The sequence below is a fragment of the Marinomonas colpomeniae genome (genome assembly GCF_014803385.1).
GTDB lineage: Bacteria > Pseudomonadota > Gammaproteobacteria > Pseudomonadales > Marinomonadaceae > Marinomonas > Marinomonas colpomeniae.
The window spans coordinates 266,435-284,230 of record NZ_JACYFC010000004.1 but is presented as its reverse complement, the minus strand read 5'-3'; the positions used below and the strand labels follow the sequence as shown (position 1 = coordinate 284,230).

16 protein-coding genes and 7 tRNA genes are annotated in these 17,796 nt (G+C 39.0%); 4 read left to right on the top strand and 19 right to left on the bottom strand.

Annotation, left to right across the window (positions count from 1 at the left end):
* Position 1 precedes the first annotated feature (1 nt).
* The 3 genes from aroC to yjjG all read left to right on the top strand — a co-directional run bounded on the left by aroC (position 2) and on the right by yjjG (position 2,543).
* Positions 2–1,099: a chorismate synthase gene (gene aroC, locus IF202_RS13345; protein WP_191595408.1), complete on the top strand. Its 1,098-nt coding sequence runs from the start codon at positions 2–4 to the stop codon at positions 1,097–1,099.
* Between the two features lie 150 nt (positions 1,100–1,249).
* Positions 1,250–1,801 carry an inosine/xanthosine triphosphatase gene (yjjX, locus tag IF202_RS13340; RefSeq protein WP_328797228.1) on the top strand — a complete coding sequence of 184 codons (552 nt, stop codon included), beginning with the start codon at positions 1,250–1,252 and terminating at the stop codon, positions 1,799–1,801.
* A 49-nt stretch (positions 1,802–1,850) separates the two neighbouring features.
* Complete coding sequence (yjjG, locus tag IF202_RS13335) at positions 1,851–2,543, top strand: pyrimidine 5'-nucleotidase (RefSeq protein ID WP_191595407.1); 693 nt, start codon at positions 1,851–1,853, stop codon at positions 2,541–2,543.
* Between the two features lie 130 nt (positions 2,544–2,673).
* Here yjjG and IF202_RS13330 read toward each other — a convergent pair whose 3' ends face one another.
* The 19 genes from IF202_RS13330 to IF202_RS13240 all read right to left on the bottom strand — a co-directional run bounded on the left by IF202_RS13330 (position 2,674) and on the right by IF202_RS13240 (position 16,950).
* Positions 2,674–4,239 (bottom strand): sensor domain-containing diguanylate cyclase, encoded by a 1,566-nt coding sequence (locus IF202_RS13330; protein ID WP_191595406.1) that lies wholly within the window; start codon positions 4,237–4,239, stop codon positions 2,674–2,676.
* Positions 4,240–4,291: 52 nt separating this feature from the next.
* Complete coding sequence (locus tag IF202_RS13325; RefSeq protein WP_191595405.1) at positions 4,292–5,464, bottom strand: MFS transporter; 1,173 nt, start codon at positions 5,462–5,464, stop codon at positions 4,292–4,294.
* Between the two features lie 246 nt (positions 5,465–5,710).
* Positions 5,711–7,000 (bottom strand): NAD(P)/FAD-dependent oxidoreductase, encoded by a 1,290-nt coding sequence (locus IF202_RS13320; protein WP_191595404.1) that lies wholly within the window; start codon positions 6,998–7,000, stop codon positions 5,711–5,713.
* A gap of 76 nt (positions 7,001–7,076) precedes the next feature.
* Positions 7,077–7,526, bottom strand: coding sequence for a YaiI/YqxD family protein (locus IF202_RS13315; protein ID WP_191595403.1), 450 nt, complete (start codon positions 7,524–7,526; stop codon positions 7,077–7,079).
* Between the two features lie 172 nt (positions 7,527–7,698).
* Complete coding sequence (locus tag IF202_RS13310) at positions 7,699–8,070, bottom strand: hypothetical protein (protein ID WP_191595402.1); 372 nt, start codon at positions 8,068–8,070, stop codon at positions 7,699–7,701.
* A gap of 58 nt (positions 8,071–8,128) precedes the next feature.
* Positions 8,129–8,560 carry a cytochrome b562 gene (locus IF202_RS13305; RefSeq protein WP_191595401.1) on the bottom strand — a complete coding sequence of 144 codons (432 nt, stop codon included), beginning with the start codon at positions 8,558–8,560 and terminating at the stop codon, positions 8,129–8,131.
* Positions 8,561–9,132: 572 nt separating this feature from the next.
* Positions 9,133–11,577 carry a Lon protease family protein gene (locus IF202_RS13300; protein WP_191595400.1) on the bottom strand — a complete coding sequence of 815 codons (2,445 nt, stop codon included), beginning with the start codon at positions 11,575–11,577 and terminating at the stop codon, positions 9,133–9,135.
* Between the two features lie 128 nt (positions 11,578–11,705).
* Positions 11,706–12,512, bottom strand: a complete 807-nt coding sequence (locus IF202_RS13295; protein ID WP_191595399.1) for a TatD family hydrolase — start codon at positions 12,510–12,512, stop codon at positions 11,706–11,708.
* An 8-nt stretch (positions 12,513–12,520) separates the two neighbouring features.
* Positions 12,521–13,459, bottom strand: coding sequence for a DNA polymerase III subunit delta' (gene holB, locus IF202_RS13290; protein ID WP_191595398.1), 939 nt, complete (start codon positions 13,457–13,459; stop codon positions 12,521–12,523).
* Positions 13,460–14,098 carry a dTMP kinase gene (tmk, locus tag IF202_RS13285; protein WP_191595397.1) on the bottom strand — a complete coding sequence of 213 codons (639 nt, stop codon included), beginning with the start codon at positions 14,096–14,098 and terminating at the stop codon, positions 13,460–13,462.
* 12 nt (positions 14,099–14,110) lie between these two features.
* On the bottom strand, positions 14,111–15,142 hold the full coding sequence (gene mltG, locus IF202_RS13280; RefSeq protein ID WP_191595396.1) for an endolytic transglycosylase MltG: 1,032 nt from the start codon (positions 15,140–15,142) through the stop codon (positions 14,111–14,113).
* Positions 15,129–15,956: an aminodeoxychorismate lyase gene (gene pabC / locus IF202_RS13275; protein WP_191595395.1), complete on the bottom strand. Its 828-nt coding sequence runs from the start codon at positions 15,954–15,956 to the stop codon at positions 15,129–15,131. Before pabC ends, mltG begins: the two co-directional genes overlap by 14 nt.
* Positions 15,957–16,002: 46 nt before the next feature.
* A tRNA-Glu gene (locus IF202_RS13270) sits at positions 16,003–16,078 on the bottom strand.
* 58 nt (positions 16,079–16,136) lie between these two features.
* Positions 16,137–16,211, bottom strand: a tRNA-Gly gene (locus tag IF202_RS13265).
* Between the two features lie 84 nt (positions 16,212–16,295).
* A tRNA-Glu gene (locus tag IF202_RS13260) sits at positions 16,296–16,371 on the bottom strand.
* A 58-nt stretch (positions 16,372–16,429) separates the two neighbouring features.
* Positions 16,430–16,504: transfer RNA gene (locus tag IF202_RS13255), tRNA-Gly, on the bottom strand.
* A gap of 84 nt (positions 16,505–16,588) precedes the next feature.
* Positions 16,589–16,664, bottom strand: a tRNA-Glu gene (locus tag IF202_RS13250).
* A gap of 58 nt (positions 16,665–16,722) precedes the next feature.
* A tRNA-Gly gene (locus tag IF202_RS13245) sits at positions 16,723–16,797 on the bottom strand.
* A 77-nt stretch (positions 16,798–16,874) separates the two neighbouring features.
* Positions 16,875–16,950: transfer RNA gene (locus IF202_RS13240), tRNA-Glu, on the bottom strand.
* Positions 16,951–17,080: 130 nt separating this feature from the next.
* On the opposite strand from IF202_RS13240, the gene IF202_RS13235 reads away from it, so the two are divergent.
* Positions 17,081–17,650 carry a YajG family lipoprotein gene (locus IF202_RS13235; RefSeq protein WP_191595394.1) on the top strand — a complete coding sequence of 190 codons (570 nt, stop codon included), beginning with the start codon at positions 17,081–17,083 and terminating at the stop codon, positions 17,648–17,650.
* Positions 17,651–17,796 lie beyond the last annotated feature (146 nt).

Below are 17,796 nucleotides of genomic sequence, written 5' to 3'. Positions count from 1 at the left end.
TATGTCTGGTAATACATTTGGAACACTTTTTAAAGTCACTACCTTTGGTGAAAGTCATGGTATTGCGTTGGGCGCGATTGTTGATGGATGTCCTCCGGGTATCGAGATTTGTGAAGAAGATTTGCAACATGATTTAGACCTTCGCAAACCCGGTACGTCCAAGCATACGACGCAACGTAAAGAACCGGATCAAGTCAAAATCCTTTCCGGTGTCTTTGAAGGCAAAACAACAGGTACGCCAATTGGTTTGCAGATCGAAAATACAGACCAGCGTTCAAAAGATTATGGCAACATTGCCGATACGTTTCGTCCTGCTCACGCTGATTATACTTACGATCAAAAATATGGCTTCCGTGATTATCGAGGTGGCGGTCGTTCATCTGCACGTGAAACAGCTATGCGTGTTGCCGCGGGCGCAATTGCTAAGAAATATCTAAAACAACAATTTGGTATCGAGATTCAAGGCTTTTTGTCTCAGCTTGGTCCAATTAAGCTTGAAGTGAAAGACCTGAGCCAAGTTTACAAAAACAGCTTTTTCAGCCCAGATCCAGATGCGATTCCAGAACTTGAGGAATACATGACGGCATTACGCCGTGAACAAGATTCTGTCGGCGCTAAGATCACCGTCATAGCAAAGAATTTAATGCCTGGTTTAGGTGCACCGGTGTTTGATCGTTTAGACGCAGACATAGCCAAAGCAATGATGAGTATTAACGCGGTAAAAGGCGTTGAAATCGGTGATGGTTTTGCCGTTGTAGAACAAAAGGGCAGTGAACACCGAGACGAGATGACACCAAAAGGTTTTCTAAGCAACCATGCTGGCGGCGTATTAGGTGGAATATCATCTGGGCAAGATATTGTTGTTCACATGGCATTAAAACCAACATCCAGTATTACAACTCCGGGTCGCAGTATTGACCGTGCAGGTAACGCTATTGAAGTGGTTACCAAAGGCCGCCATGACCCTTGCGTTGGCATTCGTGCAACACCCATTGCAGAAGCAATGCTGGCCTTGACGATAATGGACCATTTACTAAGACACCGAGCACAAAATGCGGATGTTGTTTGTAATACGCCAATTATCAAAGGCCAAGCTTAACGGCTCTGTTTTAGTGTTTATAACGATTGCTCTGTATTAAAAAACAAGAACTAAAAAATACGAACAAGCCGCTATTTTCCACCCGATAGCGGCTTTTTGGTTTTAATATCATTGTATCAACTTCACTTATTGAAAATCATGGAGAAAATAGTGTCTACGGTTATTCACCTTTGTGTTGGTTCAACCAATCCCGTAAAAATAAACGCGGCAAAACAAGCATTTGAAGCTGTATTTCCTGCTTATTCGATTCATTGTAACGGTATGAATGCACCTTCTGGTGTTTCAGACCAACCAATGACAGAAGCTGAAACACGGTTAGGTGCTAAAAATCGAGTTCAGTATTGCTTCCAGCAAGATACACAAAAATCAGCAGATTATTTTGTCGCCATGGAAGGCGGTGTAGATAAATTTGAGGAGGGCGTAATGACCTTCGCGTATGTCGCTATTTTACCAAGTAACGGCATTCTTTCTACAGGACGTTCTGCTAACTTACCTTTGCCTAATAAGATATTTAAGCGATTACAAGGAAACGAAGAACTTGGTGATGTCATGGATGATATTTTTCACACCACGAATATCAAACAACAAGGTGGCGCTATTGGCTTATTAACCAATAATAGCGCGACAAGAGAAAGCATTTACATCCAAGCGCTTATTCTTGCCTTAGCGCCGATATTGCATCCTGAACATTACTCCGCTTAATGGAGATTACACCTGTTAAGCCATCGAAAATAGAAGTAAAAACACGATAATGAAATACAAATGGATACTATTTGACGCCGATGAAACAATCTTTCATTTTGATAATTTTGCCGGTTTAAAGAACATGTTCTCCCGATATGAAGTCAATTTTTCACAATCTGACTTTGATGAATACCAAAGTGTAAATAAACCTTTGTGGGTGGAATACCAGAACGGTCAAATCACAGCAGAACAGTTACAAACCAGACGCTTTAAACAATGGAGCGAAAAACTGGGTGTGAGTGCTAAGGAATTGAATTCACAGTTTCTAGACTCTATGGCCGAGATCTGCCAACCATTACCTGGTGCGTTAGAATTAGTGACGTATTTACATCAAAATAATATAAAGATGGGCATAATCACGAATGGGTTTGCTCAGTTGCAGACCATACGCTTAGAACGTACAGGTTTTAAACTGTACTTTTCTCCTGTGGTGATTTCCGAGCTTGTTGGCGTTGCGAAACCACATACATTGATTTTTCAACATGCTTTGGAACAAATGACAAATAAAGGCACAGAAGTACCAGATAAAAACCAAGTACTTATGGTTGGTGATACATTAGAGTCTGATATTTTAGGTGGTAATAATTTTGGTTTTGATACCTGTTGGCTGAATCACCATAACAAAGCACACCCAACAGAAATAACACCAACTTATCAAGTAAGCACATTACATGATTTGTTAACATGGTTAAAAGCATAGGATGCATTATTTAAGATCAAAGCAGCGTGGTATATTCAAACACTATTTCCGATAAATGTTATTATCGGAAATAGAGTTATACGTTAACTTATTGCTACTTAATACATTACGCTTGTATTAGGCTTTGCTATTAACGTGTAACAACACAACGGTTACGGCCTAAATCTTTAGCTTCATAAAGCGCGTTATCCGCTAATGATAACGTCTCATCAATACTAACGGATCCATTAGGCCAAGCTGCAATACCAATAGAGACAGTAATATGACCAACTGTTTTAAATAGCTCCTCACTAATCGTAAGGCGTAAGTTCTCGGCAAATATAACAGCATTATCTAAAGGTGTATTACTTAATAGTATGGCAAATTCTTCTCCGCCAGTTCTAGCGATCATATCATCACCTTTAGTGCATTGAGTCATAATTAGACCTAAGCGTTTTAAAACTTCATCGCCTACACTATGGCCATAACTGTCATTAACGTGTTTAAAGTGATCAACGTCCAATGCCACAATAGAAAATGGTGTTTCTAATAAGGCTTGTTTTTCAAGTCTAAGCTGAAATGCTCTACGATTACTGGTATTAGTTAACGGATCTGTTTTCGCATCATGCTGAAGCTGACCTATCTGCCTATGCAGCAGTTTCATACCGCTTAAAATAGCTCTTTTAAGTCCTAAGCTTTCTACATACCAGGCATCTATTTTTTCAATGTCTTTACTGACTTCAGGACTATCGATGAGTTTTGCTTTATCGGTAAGTTGTTGAAGTGGTCGGGATATAGCTCGGGCAAAGATCCAGATAAAAAGAAATACAGCAAAAGCCATGGGCAAAGTGCGTGTAATTACCTTCATCATAATACCCGTTAAAGGCAATTGCGTAGATTCTAAGGGACTTTGAGTAATGACAACCCAACCAGTACTTGGTACTTCTGCATAACCTGCAAGCATCTCAATACCATTACTATTGGTTAACAACATCCCTCCTTCTTTCTTAGTAACAATTTCCTCTATACCTGTATTGTTATTAACATAAGCACCTATTCGACTTTGGCTCGGGTGATAAAGAACCTGCTTATTCTTATCTATAACATATATGTACGAACCGTTTTCATAATAGTGTTCGCCTAATATACTGCTTAAAATATTTGTTTTTTTGAGATAAATAGTACCACCTAAAAAACCTAAATATTTTTTATTGTCATCAAAAATCGGGGCGGATATCACAAGAAGTAAATTTTTGAGAGAAGATATATATGGGTCACTGATACTGAGTTTTCGATCTTTTAATATTGTCAAACTGCCTGTTGATACCAGTTTTTTTCCTACCAAATCTAATGTCTCTGGTGATGTCGCTTGGGCTATACCTTTAGCATCACTAATTACAATAGAATTAAAGGTATCCGTTTGATACTTGAGACGTTCAGCTTCTTCTTTTAGCGCTTCTCTACTGTTCATTTTGACTGAGGTTTTCTTAGCACTGTAAGCAAGCTGCTGTAAGGATGCTGTTAAAAAAACGTCAGTTGTCTCAGAAAGTTTTTTTGCGTAGGCTTTATTTACTTCCATTGCTTGAAGAATTAATTGTTCTTTTTGGACTTGATAGTTCGAATACAGACTATTGATAAAAGTAATAACCGTAGCGGTTAAAGCCATGAATAAGATAAGTCTATTAAGTTTAAAAAATTTACTTTTTAACGCAGTCAAGCCAAACACCCATTTTGTAATTTACATTGTAGTTTTAGACAAAAGTTATATATTAAGCCACACTTTCATTTGTCTGATTGGTAGGTTTACGACGGTTTAGCCAAACCATTATTAAAGCAATAAAAGACAGTACAGCCGCCACACTTGGAATCCAAGAAAAACCAAATCCAGCACTAATCACTAAACCACCTAAGGCTGCGCCGAAGGCATTACCTAAATTGAATGCTCCTATATTAATAGAAGACGCTAATCCAGGTGCTTGCTCAGCTATTTTCATTACTTGCATTTGCAATGGTGGACCGCTGCCAAATATAACAACGCCCCAGAGCAAAACCGTCACACTAGCCCCTATTACTGTGGTTGATGTGAATTGAAATACCAGCAACACTAAAACTTGTAAACTAAGAAAAATAAACAAGGCCATATCAGGTGATTTATCTGTAAGTTTACCACTGATATAGTTACCTAAAGTAAAGCCCACGCCTGTTAACATCAGCATAATGGCAACGGCATTGTCAGAAGCTTGAGCTAAGGTTTTCATGATTGGAGTAATGTAGGTATAAAGCGTAAACATTGAACTTGCGCACATTACAGTGGTGGCAAAAGCTCGTAAAGCCGCTGGTTGCATTATGGTTTTTAACTCATTTCTAACATTAGGTTTTTCGATGGGGGGCATAGCTGGCAAACTGCGGCTTAGGCCTATAACGGCAAGCACACCTAAAACAGCAGTCACGGCAAATGAGATACGCCAGTCAAAATTTTGACCTAGCCAAGTCGTAATAGGTACACCAATAATATTTGCTATGGTTAATCCTAAAAATATCGATGCCACGGCAGACCCTTTTTTATGATATGGGGCTAAATTCATGGCAACTACAGCCCCGATGCCAAAAAAGGCACCATGGGAGAGACTTGTAACAATGCGTGAAAACAGTAAGGTTTCATAATTTATAGAGGATGCAGACAGTACATTGCCTAATACAAATACAATCATTAATGCTAACAAGGAGGTTTTATGACTGTATTTAGTTAAATACAGAGTAATCAAAGGTGCACCTATCATGACACCAATAGCATAAGCGCTGATCAACAAACCGGCTGCGGGGATCGAGGCATTTACACCGTCGGCAATAACAGGTAACAACCCCATAGGCATGAATTCTGTCGTACCTATTCCGAAAGTGCCAAGAGCAATGGCAAAAACACCCCATTGATACGCTTGCATAATCGCCTCTATGTTAAATTCTAATTGGTTTGATGAAGATAATAATGATTTAAATCAGCCATATGCAGTTATAAATATGTTAAAGAAAGGCTTATTTTAAAGGCAGGTATAGTACAACACTTAAACTGTGTTTACTGTCTAAAATAGTATTTTTTTACATTAAATAGATATAAAAAAACCGAGACCTAATTTAATCTCGGTTTCATATTTACTCTAAATCTAAGTATGACTATTAAAAAAATCAGATCAATGAAGTTTTAGTTTAGGTTTCACGACTTTACCAATCTTTTGAGCAGCCATAATAACCGTTGCTTTAAACCAACCGTGTATTGCGATCAAATGCAGTCGATACAAGGACACATACACAAAACGAGCGATTCGACCTTCAATGAACATAGAGCCACCCATAAGGTTACCCATTAAGCTCCCTACCGTGCTATATCGACTAAGGTTAACCAAAGAACCATAATCTTTATATACATACTCCTTAAGTGGCTCACTTAAAAAAGATGCCTTGATGTTATTGAACACTAAAGAGGCCATTTGATGTGCTGATTGAGCACGAGGAGGAACAAATGAACCGTCTGCTTGTTGGCATGCACAACAATCACCAATAACATAGATATTTTCAAAGTTTGTTGTTTGCAATGTTCCTTTGACTAGAACTTGATTGTTTCTAGTTGTCTCAAAGCCCTCTATTTTAGCAACAAAATCTGGAGCTTTTACGCCAGCAGCCCATATCATCAAATCAGCTTCAATTTTATCTTCTTCTGCGGTTTCAAAACCACCATCGAAAGCACGTGTAACACGAGTGCCTTGACTTACCGTAACGCCTAAACGAATAAGTTCTTTTGTGGCTAAAGATGCAATGTGCTCTGGAAGCGCAGGTAAAATTCTTGGTCCAGCTTCAATGAGCTGTACATGAACACGTTTACCTGACATCTCTGGCATACCATAAGCTTTAAGCATGTCAGCCACATGAAAAAGTTCGGCAGACAGTTCAACACCAGTAGCGCCGCCGCCAACAATAGCCAACTTCAATTTGGCATCTTGCCCTTCCTGATGAACCCGTAAAAACTGATTCAGAAGCGCTTGTTGAAAACGCTCTGCTTGTTTATGTGAGTCAAGAAAGTAACAATAATCAGACACGCCTAGAGTACCGAAATCATTGCTTATACTACCAACTGCCATCACTAAAATATCATATTCTATGGTACGTTCAGGCAATACAATATGCCCCATATCATCGGAAAGAGAATCTAAAGTAAGTGCTTTTTTTTCTGGATTAACGTCAGTTAACGTGCCTAATTGAAACTGATAATGATGTTTAGCGGCATGAGCTCTGTAATTTAATCCATCACTATTAATATCTAACGAACCCGTGGCGACTTCATGCAACAAAGGTTTCCAGATATGTGTTTGGCTTCTATCAATAAGTACAACTTCAGCTTGGTTTTTCTTACCAAATGATTGGCCTAGTTTGGTAACTAATTCCAAACCTCCAGCACCACCACCAACGACTACGATTTTTTTCATAAAAATCTACCTATAAAATTAAATAATCTGGAAAATATTTATCAAACACTTTTCAGATTTCTCAATGGGATATGGGTCATATCTTTCTTTGGGCTAAAAGTTTATCGAGCGTATTTGCAAACGCCATACGGTCTTGCTGGTTAAAGGTAGCAGGTCCATCACCTTGTAACCCTGATGCTCGCATTTGCTCCATAAAGTCTCGCATTCCAAGACGCTGTTTAATATTTTCTTTTGTATATAGCTCTCCTCGTGGATTAATTGCCAAAGCACCCTTTTCTATCACTTCAGATGCAAGTGGAATATCAGCGGTAACAACAAGGTCTGTGGGACCTATATTATCGACAATATAATCATCGGCCACATCAAAACCAGAGCTAACGACTCGGCGCTCAATCCATTTTGAAGGAGGAATAGCAATTGCCTGATTAGCGACTAAAATACATTGTATTTGAACACGTTCTGCAGCACGAAAAAGAATGGTTTTAATTACATTTGGACAAGCATCCGCATCAACCCATAAACGCATATTTTTCCCCTTTATATAGGTGGTCATTATTGATCAGGCTAATGGTGAAATCCAGTATTGAATGTGAACAATCAAAGTACATTAATTTGTTATTATATGGTTTTTTTTACGCATAAAAAAAGGCTACATCAATGCAGCCTTTTTTATTTTACATTTATTCGTTTGGTTTTACTTAGTGACCTTCAGTAAAAGCAGACAATACTTCATCTACTGAAAGCTCTTCACTATCAGGATTAATACCCTTTGCTAATGCTGCCGCTTCTGCCGCTGCAACTTTTTTGTCTTGTTCTTCATTTTCATCAATAGGTTTTACAAACACAAAACGTCGCGGACGTACAACAGCGCCTGCTGCTTGCTTTTCTGGGAGCAGACCTAATCTATCAAGCTTTTTGTGTGCTTGTTCTTTACGTTCCTTGGATTTTTTTGTCGCAAAGCGACGAGTAGAAGACGACTTACGAGCTTTGTTTTGCTCTTTCATCGCTTCTTTTGAACCAGTTTTACCAAGTTTTCCACGCATACTGCGCGATTTTTTAACACGAGCCATAATATCCTCTCTTTATCGCGCGCATTGTAACAGTGAATTCAGGTGTCAGCCAGAAGAGTTAACAATTTGACTTAAAAGTTTGATGCCCTGTATTCCTCTGTGTGCCTATTTCCCCGAATATTTTTTTAACCTCTTCAGTATTATCTTCTATCAAGGCCATCTTCAAGCGGCTTAATGTGTCTATCATTTTTTTAATTGATTTTTCGTATGCGGCTGTCTGCAATTTTAACTGCTCACCTTCATAATGTTCAGACATGAACTTATTTGGTGTTACCTCGCTCGATTTTTCAAAATAAGAAATTAATGTTTGGACGCGTATTGCAGCTGATTCATTATCCCCAGACTTAACATCTCCGGACATCAGTTTTAACTCATCTTTAATATTCATCATGTAGCCATGTAGTTCAGTTTCATCACAATGACCGTGGGCAAATACACCAGATGACATGGTAAATGATAAAATTGCCGCGGCTAGAAATTTCTTATTCATGAAAATACTCCATACTTAAAACACACAATCAAATGAGGCAAATTGATTGCTTTATAAAACAGCCTTTAAAATACCATGCTGTTTGAAAAAGACACGGTGTAAATTGTAAATTCATTTCGATTTCTTCACATGAAAAATCGTTTTATGGCCAATATCTCTTTTATTTAATGTAAGATTTGATACTTAAAACAGAAAAATATTCAATCGAGAGTCAGCAGGAGTTAAGTATTTTTTATTTAAAGCACATTTTCTTTGTCACATTTTGCTTAACGATAAGTGGAACTGCATTCGCTGAATGCAGTGATTTTGACGCAAAATTGTCATCAGACAAACGCGCTGAAGCCTATGTAAAAGGCAAAACATTCAAAAGAGCACTTATCTTAAAAAGGCATTTACCTAGTAAACGTAAGGAAGTGGCTAGTTACGTTTATGTTAAAAATACAGACCTCTATTACACTGTTTTTTCATTAATTAATTTAGATTGTGACGCCCAAGTAATAAAAAGGACCAATGGCAAACACTAATTCACCATTGATCTTTTGATTATTCTAAATGCTTTTTATCGACAGCATCTATTTTTTGGATTTCACTTCAGGCTCCGATTTTTTATCTGACGCTTCCTCATCTTCAGGCTCTTCTTCCTCTTCACCTAAATTTGCAATTTCTTCCAAGCGCTCAATGACTCTTGCAGATAAAGTACCTTCAGGGTATTCACCTTCTTCATCCGCTACGCCAGGCTCTAAGCCAGTTAATAGATGCAGGGCCTCATCTGCGGTTGAAATCGCGTAAACATGAAACTTACCGTCTTTCACCGCCTCAATAATGTCGTCATTCAGCATTAAGTTATTTGCATTAGACTTTGGAACAATAACGCCTTGAGAACCTGTTAGGCCTCGAGCATTACAGACATTAAAGAAACCTTCTATTTTTTCGTTTACGCCACCAATGGCTTGAACTTCACCGTATTGGTTTAATGAGCCGGTAATAGCAAGGTCTTGCCGTAATGGTACTTGGATTAAAGCCGATAACAAGCAACAAAGCTCTGCCGTAGAGGCGCTGTCGCCATCGATATAACCGTAACTTTGCTCCATGGCAATTGACGCAGAGATATCCAAAGGAAAACGCTGTGCATATTTGTTGCCAAGATAGCCAGATAGAATTAATACACCTTTCGAGTGAATATTCTGCCCTAAGTTTGACTCTCGTTCGATGTCTATAATGCCTTTCCCACCAGGATAAACTGTCGTAGAAATGCGCGCTGGAGCACCAAAACTACTGTCACCGATCTGCATCACAGTTAAGCCATTAATTTTACCAACAGAATGGCCTTCACTTTCTAATAGCACAGTGCCTTCAATGATTTCTTCAATGATTTTTTCACTAACACGACCTGTGCGGTGTTTTTTTGCTTTTAGTGCTCGGGAAATATGATCAGCAGTAATTTCAGTATCTTTCGCCATTTGACGAACAAAATCAGCTTCACCTAATAACTCAAAGACATCACCAATTTTAGCGGCCATTTCACGCTGATGTTCTGCTAAACGACTACTGTATTCAATTAAAGCAGCGACACCATCACGAGTTACATTGGCATATTCTTCTTTATCTACACGGTCTTTCATTAGACGTGCAAATGAATATTCAGATTCTTTTGAGCGCTTTAGAGTGTCGTCAAAATCCACTAGAACACGAAACATTTCTTGGAAATCTGGGTCTGCATCTTGTAGAAGATAGTAAATATCACGAGCGCCGATCAACACCACTTTTACCTGCAAAGGTAAATCTTGGGGTGATAATGTCATAGTACTCATCAACCCCATGTCGGCATAAGGATGCTCAATTTTCAACATTTTGCTTTTCAGTGCACGCTTTAATGCTTCCCACAGGTAATGATCTGTTAACAGTTTTTCTGCATCCAATATCAAATAACCGCCATTGGCCTCATGCAGGCTTCCAGAGCGTATTAAACGATAATTTGTGACCAACATACCTTGATCACTGCTGTGCTCCACATGGCCAAACAAGTTGCGATAGGTCGGATGCGATTCATAAACAACAGGTTGTCCACTATTTGCATCATGTGTCATTGCAATATTTGGTAGATATAGTTCTTCGTAAAACTGGCGGCGACCGATCTCATCACGATTTTCAGAGGCTTTATCATCTGCCATTTGGTCAATAATTGTCTTGTCTAAATCTGCTCTAAGCTCTGTAAGGTGTGCTGTAATTTCGACATTACCTTGGTATTTTTCAAATAAGCCTGACGTTAAAGGATCTAATGCTTCTTTAACTGTATCTAAGTTTAATTGACGAATTTGTTCGTATGTTGCACGTTTCCATTGTGGCAGACCTAATAACTCTTCATTGAGTAAACCTTCAAGAGTGGAAACACCTTCTTGAAAAACGTCCCGCTCTTCATCCGTTAACGCGGCAAATTCGTTTTCTTCTAAAGCCTTGCCGTCTTTCATCGGAGCAAAGCTCACAGAAGAGGCATCACGGAACATAGCGACGCCAATTTTCCCAGAAACACGCTCTACTTTATTAATCGCCTTCTCATATTGATCATTGAAAGCACGATCTATAACGCTTTTTTGCTGTTGATAAGACGCGTTTTCAAAAGCCGCAGGAAAAGTTGTCATTAACCCATCGATTAATGTTCGAATATCTTTATCAAATTCAGAAGCCAATCCTGGTTCAAATTCAAGAGCTTTTGGACGATGACTTTCTGTGAAATTATTTACATACGCCCATTCGTTTGGCGCTGGACGACGTTTCGCTTCACTTTTCAGGTAATTCAAAACGTAAGAAGACCGCCCTGTACCAGAGTCGCCCATTGTAAAAATATTATAACCAGGGCGTTGCATAGCAACCCCAAATTGAATCGCTTCAACTGCTCTTTCTTGACCTAAAATCCCACTAAGAGGTTCGATATCGTTTAATGTTTTAAAAGGTAAATGATCGCTAGGTACTTTTGCAGCAAGTGCTTGATATGGTAAAGAAGTAACCATGTTAGACATCAATGGGTTTCCTTGTGTTTTGCAAGCCCTATAAACTTAGACTTGTGAAAGATGAAAGTATGTCTTCCAAAAAATTATATAAATACAATATATTGAGACTAACACTCTGGTTCTGCCACGCCTATATTTTATAGACTAAGTGTTAGTTGGTTTTCAGATTTTGCTCGTTTAAACACCCGGTGGAAGTTTTCAGCGGTTGCCTCTAGTAAGGCTTCATAACGAATGCCTTTTAAGTCAGCTACATATTGCGCTACTTCTGACACGTATTTAGGTTCATTTTTTTTCCCCCTGTAAGGCACTGGAGCAAGATATGGCGAGTCTGTTTCAACAATCAAAGACTCCAACGGCAATTTACGCACTGTTTCTTTTAGATCTTCAGCCGTTTTGAAGGTGACAATACCCGAAATAGAAATCAGGTAGTTTTCATCTAATGCCGCTTGAGCCATTGCATAATCCTCTGTAAAGCAGTGTAGAACACCTGCTGAATTAGGATTACCATGCTTTTTAATTAAGTTAAGAGTGTCTTCTTGAGCGCTGCGAGTATGAACAATAACGGGTAAGTCTAAATCTCCTGCAGCTTTTAGGTGATGCATAAAACTTACTTTTTGAGCTTCATGAGCTTCATCAGACGCTTCATAAAAATAATCCAACCCAGTTTCACCTATCGCAATGACATTAGGATTCTGAGCGTATTCACGCAACATTAGCTCGTCTGTAATTAGGCCTTTACTCTCAAGTGGATGAACGCCACAACTTGCATAAACGCCCTTACGTTGTGTAAAGCCTAAAATAGTATTCATTTTTTCAAGGTCAACAGAGATACTTAATAATTGACGTACACCTTGGCGGTACGCAGCATCAATAGCCCCGTTAATATCGTTGTCATAAGGTGCCAGATCTAACATATCCAAATGGCAATGCGTGTCGATTAACATATTTTTATTTACCACTGATTTAATTCGTATGTAAGTTGCATAATGGGGTTTAAATTGGTTTTTTTAAGGTCTGATTTTAATTTTTGCAATGCTTGATAGCGCTGCATTAAACCTTGAATACCTAAGCGTGAAATTAAAATGGGATAGACACTCTGCAAACTGGCATCCAATTGCGCGCCTGTAGAGCAACAAATACATTGATGTAAAATAGCTTCTAAGCCATTACAAAAATCTTCAAAGTTATTATTGTCCAGGCTTTTAAGTACATCATTTGCCGTAACTGAACCTTGTAGCATCTCGCTTAATTGAGCTGGAAGATCCACATAGAGTGGGACCTTATTCTGTTGTTGAATAGAAAGTAGGCGAAATGGTTGAGTGGTAAGCCAAAATAATTTACTAAGCTCTTCGCTTTCTGGTTGATCCATTAACCACGTCTTCACATCATCAAGGCTTGGAGTAGGAATATTAACTAAAAGACAACGACTTCGTATGGTGGGCAAAAGGCTTGTTGATTGCGAACTGGTTAAAATAAAATAGGTTCGTGGTGCAGGCTCTTCTAGCGCTTTTAATACAGCGTTGGCGGCATTAATGTTCATCGCTTGGGCATGGGTAATTAATACCACTTTATTTTGCCCAACTTGAGGTTTTTGGTTAATTTGCTTTACTAACAATCGTACTTGATCAACTTTAATGCTTGACGCTTCACCGTCTAGAATCCGAAAGTCAGGATGCGTTTCTGCTCGTATTAATTGACACGAATGGCAGTTCCCACAAGCTGCCGACTGATCACTTTCACACATTAGATCTTTTACCATTTCGCGAGCAAGCTGTTCTTGGCCAACCCCGTCCGCGCCCATAATAAGCAAAGCATGAGATAATCGGTTTGTTTGTTTCAATAGTTGAATTTGCTGCAAGCAAGGCTTCAACCAATGGGCAAGGTTTGTCATTTAAACATCACCTGACCAAGCATGATTTAATGCAATCAACTGCTTTTCAATTTGCACTTTTACCGCATCCAATGAAAGACTAGCATTGATGATTTTTATTCTTTGAGGGTCTGCACTCGCACGTTCAAGGAAGCCCTCTCGAACTTTTTGATGGAATTCAATAGATTCTTTATCTAAACGGTCTTGATGTTGACGTTGAACAACACGCTCCAGCCCTAATTCAACAGGAACATCTAACAACAAGGTGGCATCAGGATTATTACTGCCTACCACCCAATCAGCGAGCTGATCTAAAAACTCAACATTACCACCACGAGCCTTACCTTGATAAACATAAGTAGAATCAAGAAAGCGATCACTGATTACCCAGGTGCCTTCTTCTAAGGCTGGTTGGATTTTTTCAGCCAAATGCTGCGCCCTAGCTGCAAACACTAACAGCAGTTCAGTAACATCATTTACAGTTTCATTTCGCTCACTCAAAACAAGTTGGCGAATCTCTTCTGCCAAGGGTGTTCCACCTGGTTCACGCGTCATTAGATACGGAATATTATTTGACTCTAACCATTGCTGTATAAAATGAATGGCTGTTGTCTTACCACTACCTTCTCCGCCCTCAAGCGAAATAAACTTACCTTTCATAGAACAATGCCTCTATTCCGTCGGATCTGGAGTCGATCGGTAATCTTCACGTCGCTTAAACTGATATTTTCGTACCGCTCGATTATGCTCTATTAATGTATTAGAAAAAGCGTGTGTTCCGTCCCCTTTCGCAACAAAGTATAACGCACGGGTTTTCCCTGGATTTAAAGCCGCTTCAATTGCTTCTCGTCCAACATTAGCAATAGGAGTAGGCGGTAAACCATATACTCTATAGGTATTGTAAGGTGATGAATCTTTTAAGCCTTTCCGTGTTAAATTACCTGTGAAACGCTCACCTAATCCGTAAATCACAGTGGGGTCAGTCTGTAAACGCATCCCCTTTTCTAATCGACTAATAAACACGCGGGCGATTAAATTACGTTCTTCTGCCACACCTGTTTCTTTCTCAATAATAGAGGCCATAGTCAAAGCCTCATAGGATGATTTGTAAGGTAAATCAGCTACTTTCTCTTCCCATAATTCTTCTAATGTTGACAGCATTAAGCTATGAGAGTGTTTCAGTATGCTAACGTCAGTATCACCTTCATGGTAACGATACGTATTAGAAAAGAACTGACCTTCTGGGTGAGACACCTTTAAGTCTAGCGCTTCTGCTATCTCTTTATTAGATAAGCCAAGCAACGTCATACTAATGTTTCCCTTAGCTTGCATCGCCAATAGGTAATCTTGAGTTGTTTTTCCTTCTAATAATGTGATGGAGTAAAAAATAGACTGGCCAGAGTCAAATAGCGCCATAATATCTAATAAGTTCATCTCGGGCTTGATGGCATATTGGCCAACTTTAGGAACCCATTCCGGATGCAATTTAGAAACAACTCTGGTTAAAATGGGATACTCAATTAACCCCTTTTTACTTAATACATTTCCTAATTGATAGAAGGTATCACCTTTATTCACTTCAATCGTTTCAACGGAACCAACACCCACAGGCTCTGTAACAGAGTAATAAAGATAACCCGCCAATAGAGCAGACAAAGTAAATACTAAAAAGGCAACACGATAAATCCACTTAATGAACGCCATGCTCATCCTTAGCTTGCATTAAAATTTGTAGTTTTCGAGTATGTAACCCGATAGGGAAGGATTTCCCTGCAACACTAGTCACTGGGACAATTGCCATTAGACTATTGGTAATAAAGACTTCATCAGCAGACATCAAAGTAGACAATGGAAACCGACCAACTTGGATAGAGTAATTTACTTGATTCTCTATAATGTTTTTCCTAAAAGTTCCGCGTACACCCGCCAGTTGAAGTGAAGGCGTGTATAAAATTCCTTCTTTAATCCAAAACAGATTACTTTGGATACATTCAACTAACTCATTATTTCCGTTTAACATAATAGCTTCAAAATCTGGCGAGGCTAAAAAGCGTTTCGCCATAATATTTTCTAGACGATTTAAATGCTTGATGCCCGCTAAAAAACGATTACTACTTACCGGTACAGGTGAGATAGAAAGACTCACCCCTTTTTCTTGATGTATTTGATAATTGGGAGCTGGGAGAATACCGATAATAATTGTATGTGTACAATTTTCTGGAGGCAAATACCCCCTACCCCCCTCTCCACGAGTAACAATGATTTTTACAACCGAGTCTTCGTTCACGAGAGGCAGTATATGGACATTTAAGAAATGAGTTAATGTCTTTTGATCTTCAAAGGAGAAAGGCATTCCAAGCTTGGTTAAGCCGCTAGAAAGGCGAGACATATGATCATTAAGTTGGAAAAGAGTATTTGGAGTAGCGCGTATGGTTTCAAAAACGCCATCACCGTAAGCCAGCCCACGATCAACAACGGAAACAGAGGAATCTAATCTGTAATTGACAAACCAAGTCATGGCTAAATCTCAAAAATAAGGTTAGCTATGATAGCGTAAAAAAGAATGGTGTCCCATAGGGGGTTTGAACCCCTGTTACCGCCGTGAAAGGGCGGTGTCCTAGACCACTAGACGAATGGGACATAATTCAGTTTTGAAAAAACTGTAAACAAAACATCTCATTATCGCTAATTAAGATGTTGGAGCGGGAAACGAGGCTCGAACTCGCGACCCCAACCTTGGCAAGGTTGTGCTCTACCACTGAGCTATTCCCGCATTTGACATTGCCCTACTCTATTCAGGAAATATCTTATTTCTTAGATAAAGTATTTTCAAAAGAAAGTACCTTATCTAATAAATTGGTGTCCCATAGGGGGTTTGAACCCCTGTTACCGCCGTGAAAGGGCGGTGTCCTAGACCACTAGACGAATGGGACATAATTCAGTTTTGAAAAAACTGTAAACAAAACATCTCATTATCGCTAATTAAGATGTTGGAGCGGGAAACGAGGCTCGAACTCGCGACCCCAACCTTGGCAAGGTTGTGCTCTACCACTGAGCTATTCCCGCATTTGACATTGCCCTACTCTATTCAGGAAATATCTTATTTCTTAGATAAAGTATTTTCAAAAGAAAGTACCTTATCTAATAAATTGGTGTCCCATAGGGGGTTTGAACCCCTGTTACCGCCGTGAAAGGGCGGTGTCCTAGACCACTAGACGAATGGGACATAATTCAGTTTTGAAAAAACTGTAAACAAAACATCTCATTATCGCTAATTAAGATGTTGGAGCGGGAAACGAGGCTCGAACTCGCGACCCCAACCTTGGCAAGGTTGTGCTCTACCACTGAGCTATTCCCGCAAAACTATCTAACTTAAGCAAAAACTTCTCATTCAGAGAAATATAGGTAAACTATATAAACCAGCCTAATGAAAGAATGGCGTCCCATAGGGGGTTCGAACCCCTGTTACCGCCGTGAAAGGGCGGTGTCCTAGACCTCTAGACGAATGGGACAGCTACATAATCTTGCTGTGTTAGCGGGTGCGTATATTACTGTTACTAATCTTAAAATCAATAGTTTTTTTTATTAATTTAAGCTGCTTAGGTGAAAAGTCGCTTTAAAATCAATTGGATCGGAGCTCTTATGCTAAACAAACAACTTCTTTTAACATTATCACTCTCGGCACTTTTATTAGCTGGGTGTTCTACAACACACTATATAAGCATTACACCTCAAGCCAATGTTGCAACTAAGAACTTAACTAACGATAGAGTCATTAAAGTTTCCACCAGTACACAACTTACTAACTCTGTTGGCTCGATTAAAACGGCACTTAATGAACGCGCTTCGATTTATACAACAAATGACATCAACGAAAGCGTAAAAGAAAGCGTATTAAGTGGGTTGCGTAGATTAGGTTTCACCCCTGAACAAGGTGTCATGCCACCAGCAGACTTTAAAATTGAAATAACTAAAATGAGCTATGTAACAAAAGTCGAAACATTAAAAACAGTGGCTACATTAGATTTTGAATTAAAAGCAACCCTTACGGCGAAAGGACAAACCTATACAGCTAACTATGGATCTCAAAAAATCAAAGAGTATGGCACTATGCCCTACCAGCAAGACACTGAAGATAATATGAATGACTTAGCAAGCCAAACAGTTAAGCGATTACTAAGTGATCCAAACGTCATCATCTTATTAAAATAGTTAACAGAATAATATTGCAATAATAAAAAATGCGTTTCTTACAAAAAGTAAGAAACGTATTTTTTTTACCTCTCAACATTTATACCTCTCAACAAAAGTTTAGATCGTTTTTTTCAAAAAATAATAACCAAAATAGAAAACACGCC

Bases quoted from the DNA above. Each gene is read 5' to 3' on its own strand.
- aroC (WP_191595408.1), top strand. From the start codon at position 2: ATGTCTGGTAATACATTTGGAACACTTTTTAAAGTCACTACCTTTGGT.
- yjjG (WP_191595407.1), top strand. From the start codon at position 1,851: ATGAAATACAAATGGATACTATTTGACGCCGATGAAACAATCTTTCAT.
- IF202_RS13325 (WP_191595405.1), bottom strand. From the start codon at position 5,464: ATGCAAGCGTATCAATGGGGTGTTTTTGCCATTGCTCTTGGCACTTTC.
- IF202_RS13320 (WP_191595404.1), bottom strand. From the start codon at position 7,000: ATGAAAAAAATCGTAGTCGTTGGTGGTGGTGCTGGAGGTTTGGAATTA.
- IF202_RS13315 (WP_191595403.1), bottom strand. From the start codon at position 7,526: ATGCGTTTATGGGTTGATGCGGATGCTTGTCCAAATGTAATTAAAACC.
- IF202_RS13310 (WP_191595402.1), bottom strand. From the start codon at position 8,070: ATGGCTCGTGTTAAAAAATCGCGCAGTATGCGTGGAAAACTTGGTAAA.
- IF202_RS13305 (WP_191595401.1), bottom strand. From the start codon at position 8,560: ATGAATAAGAAATTTCTAGCCGCGGCAATTTTATCATTTACCATGTCA.
- IF202_RS13300 (WP_191595400.1), bottom strand. From the start codon at position 11,577: ATGTCTAACATGGTTACTTCTTTACCATATCAAGCACTTGCTGCAAAA.
- IF202_RS13295 (WP_191595399.1), bottom strand. From the start codon at position 12,512: ATGTTAATCGACACGCATTGCCATTTGGATATGTTAGATCTGGCACCT.
- holB (WP_191595398.1), bottom strand. From the start codon at position 13,459: ATGACAAACCTTGCCCATTGGTTGAAGCCTTGCTTGCAGCAAATTCAA.
- tmk (WP_191595397.1), bottom strand. From the start codon at position 14,098: ATGAAAGGTAAGTTTATTTCGCTTGAGGGCGGAGAAGGTAGTGGTAAG.
- mltG (WP_191595396.1), bottom strand. From the start codon at position 15,142: ATGGCGTTCATTAAGTGGATTTATCGTGTTGCCTTTTTAGTATTTACT.
- pabC (WP_191595395.1), bottom strand. From the start codon at position 15,956: ATGACTTGGTTTGTCAATTACAGATTAGATTCCTCTGTTTCCGTTGTT.
- IF202_RS13235 (WP_191595394.1), top strand. From the start codon at position 17,081: ATGCTAAACAAACAACTTCTTTTAACATTATCACTCTCGGCACTTTTA.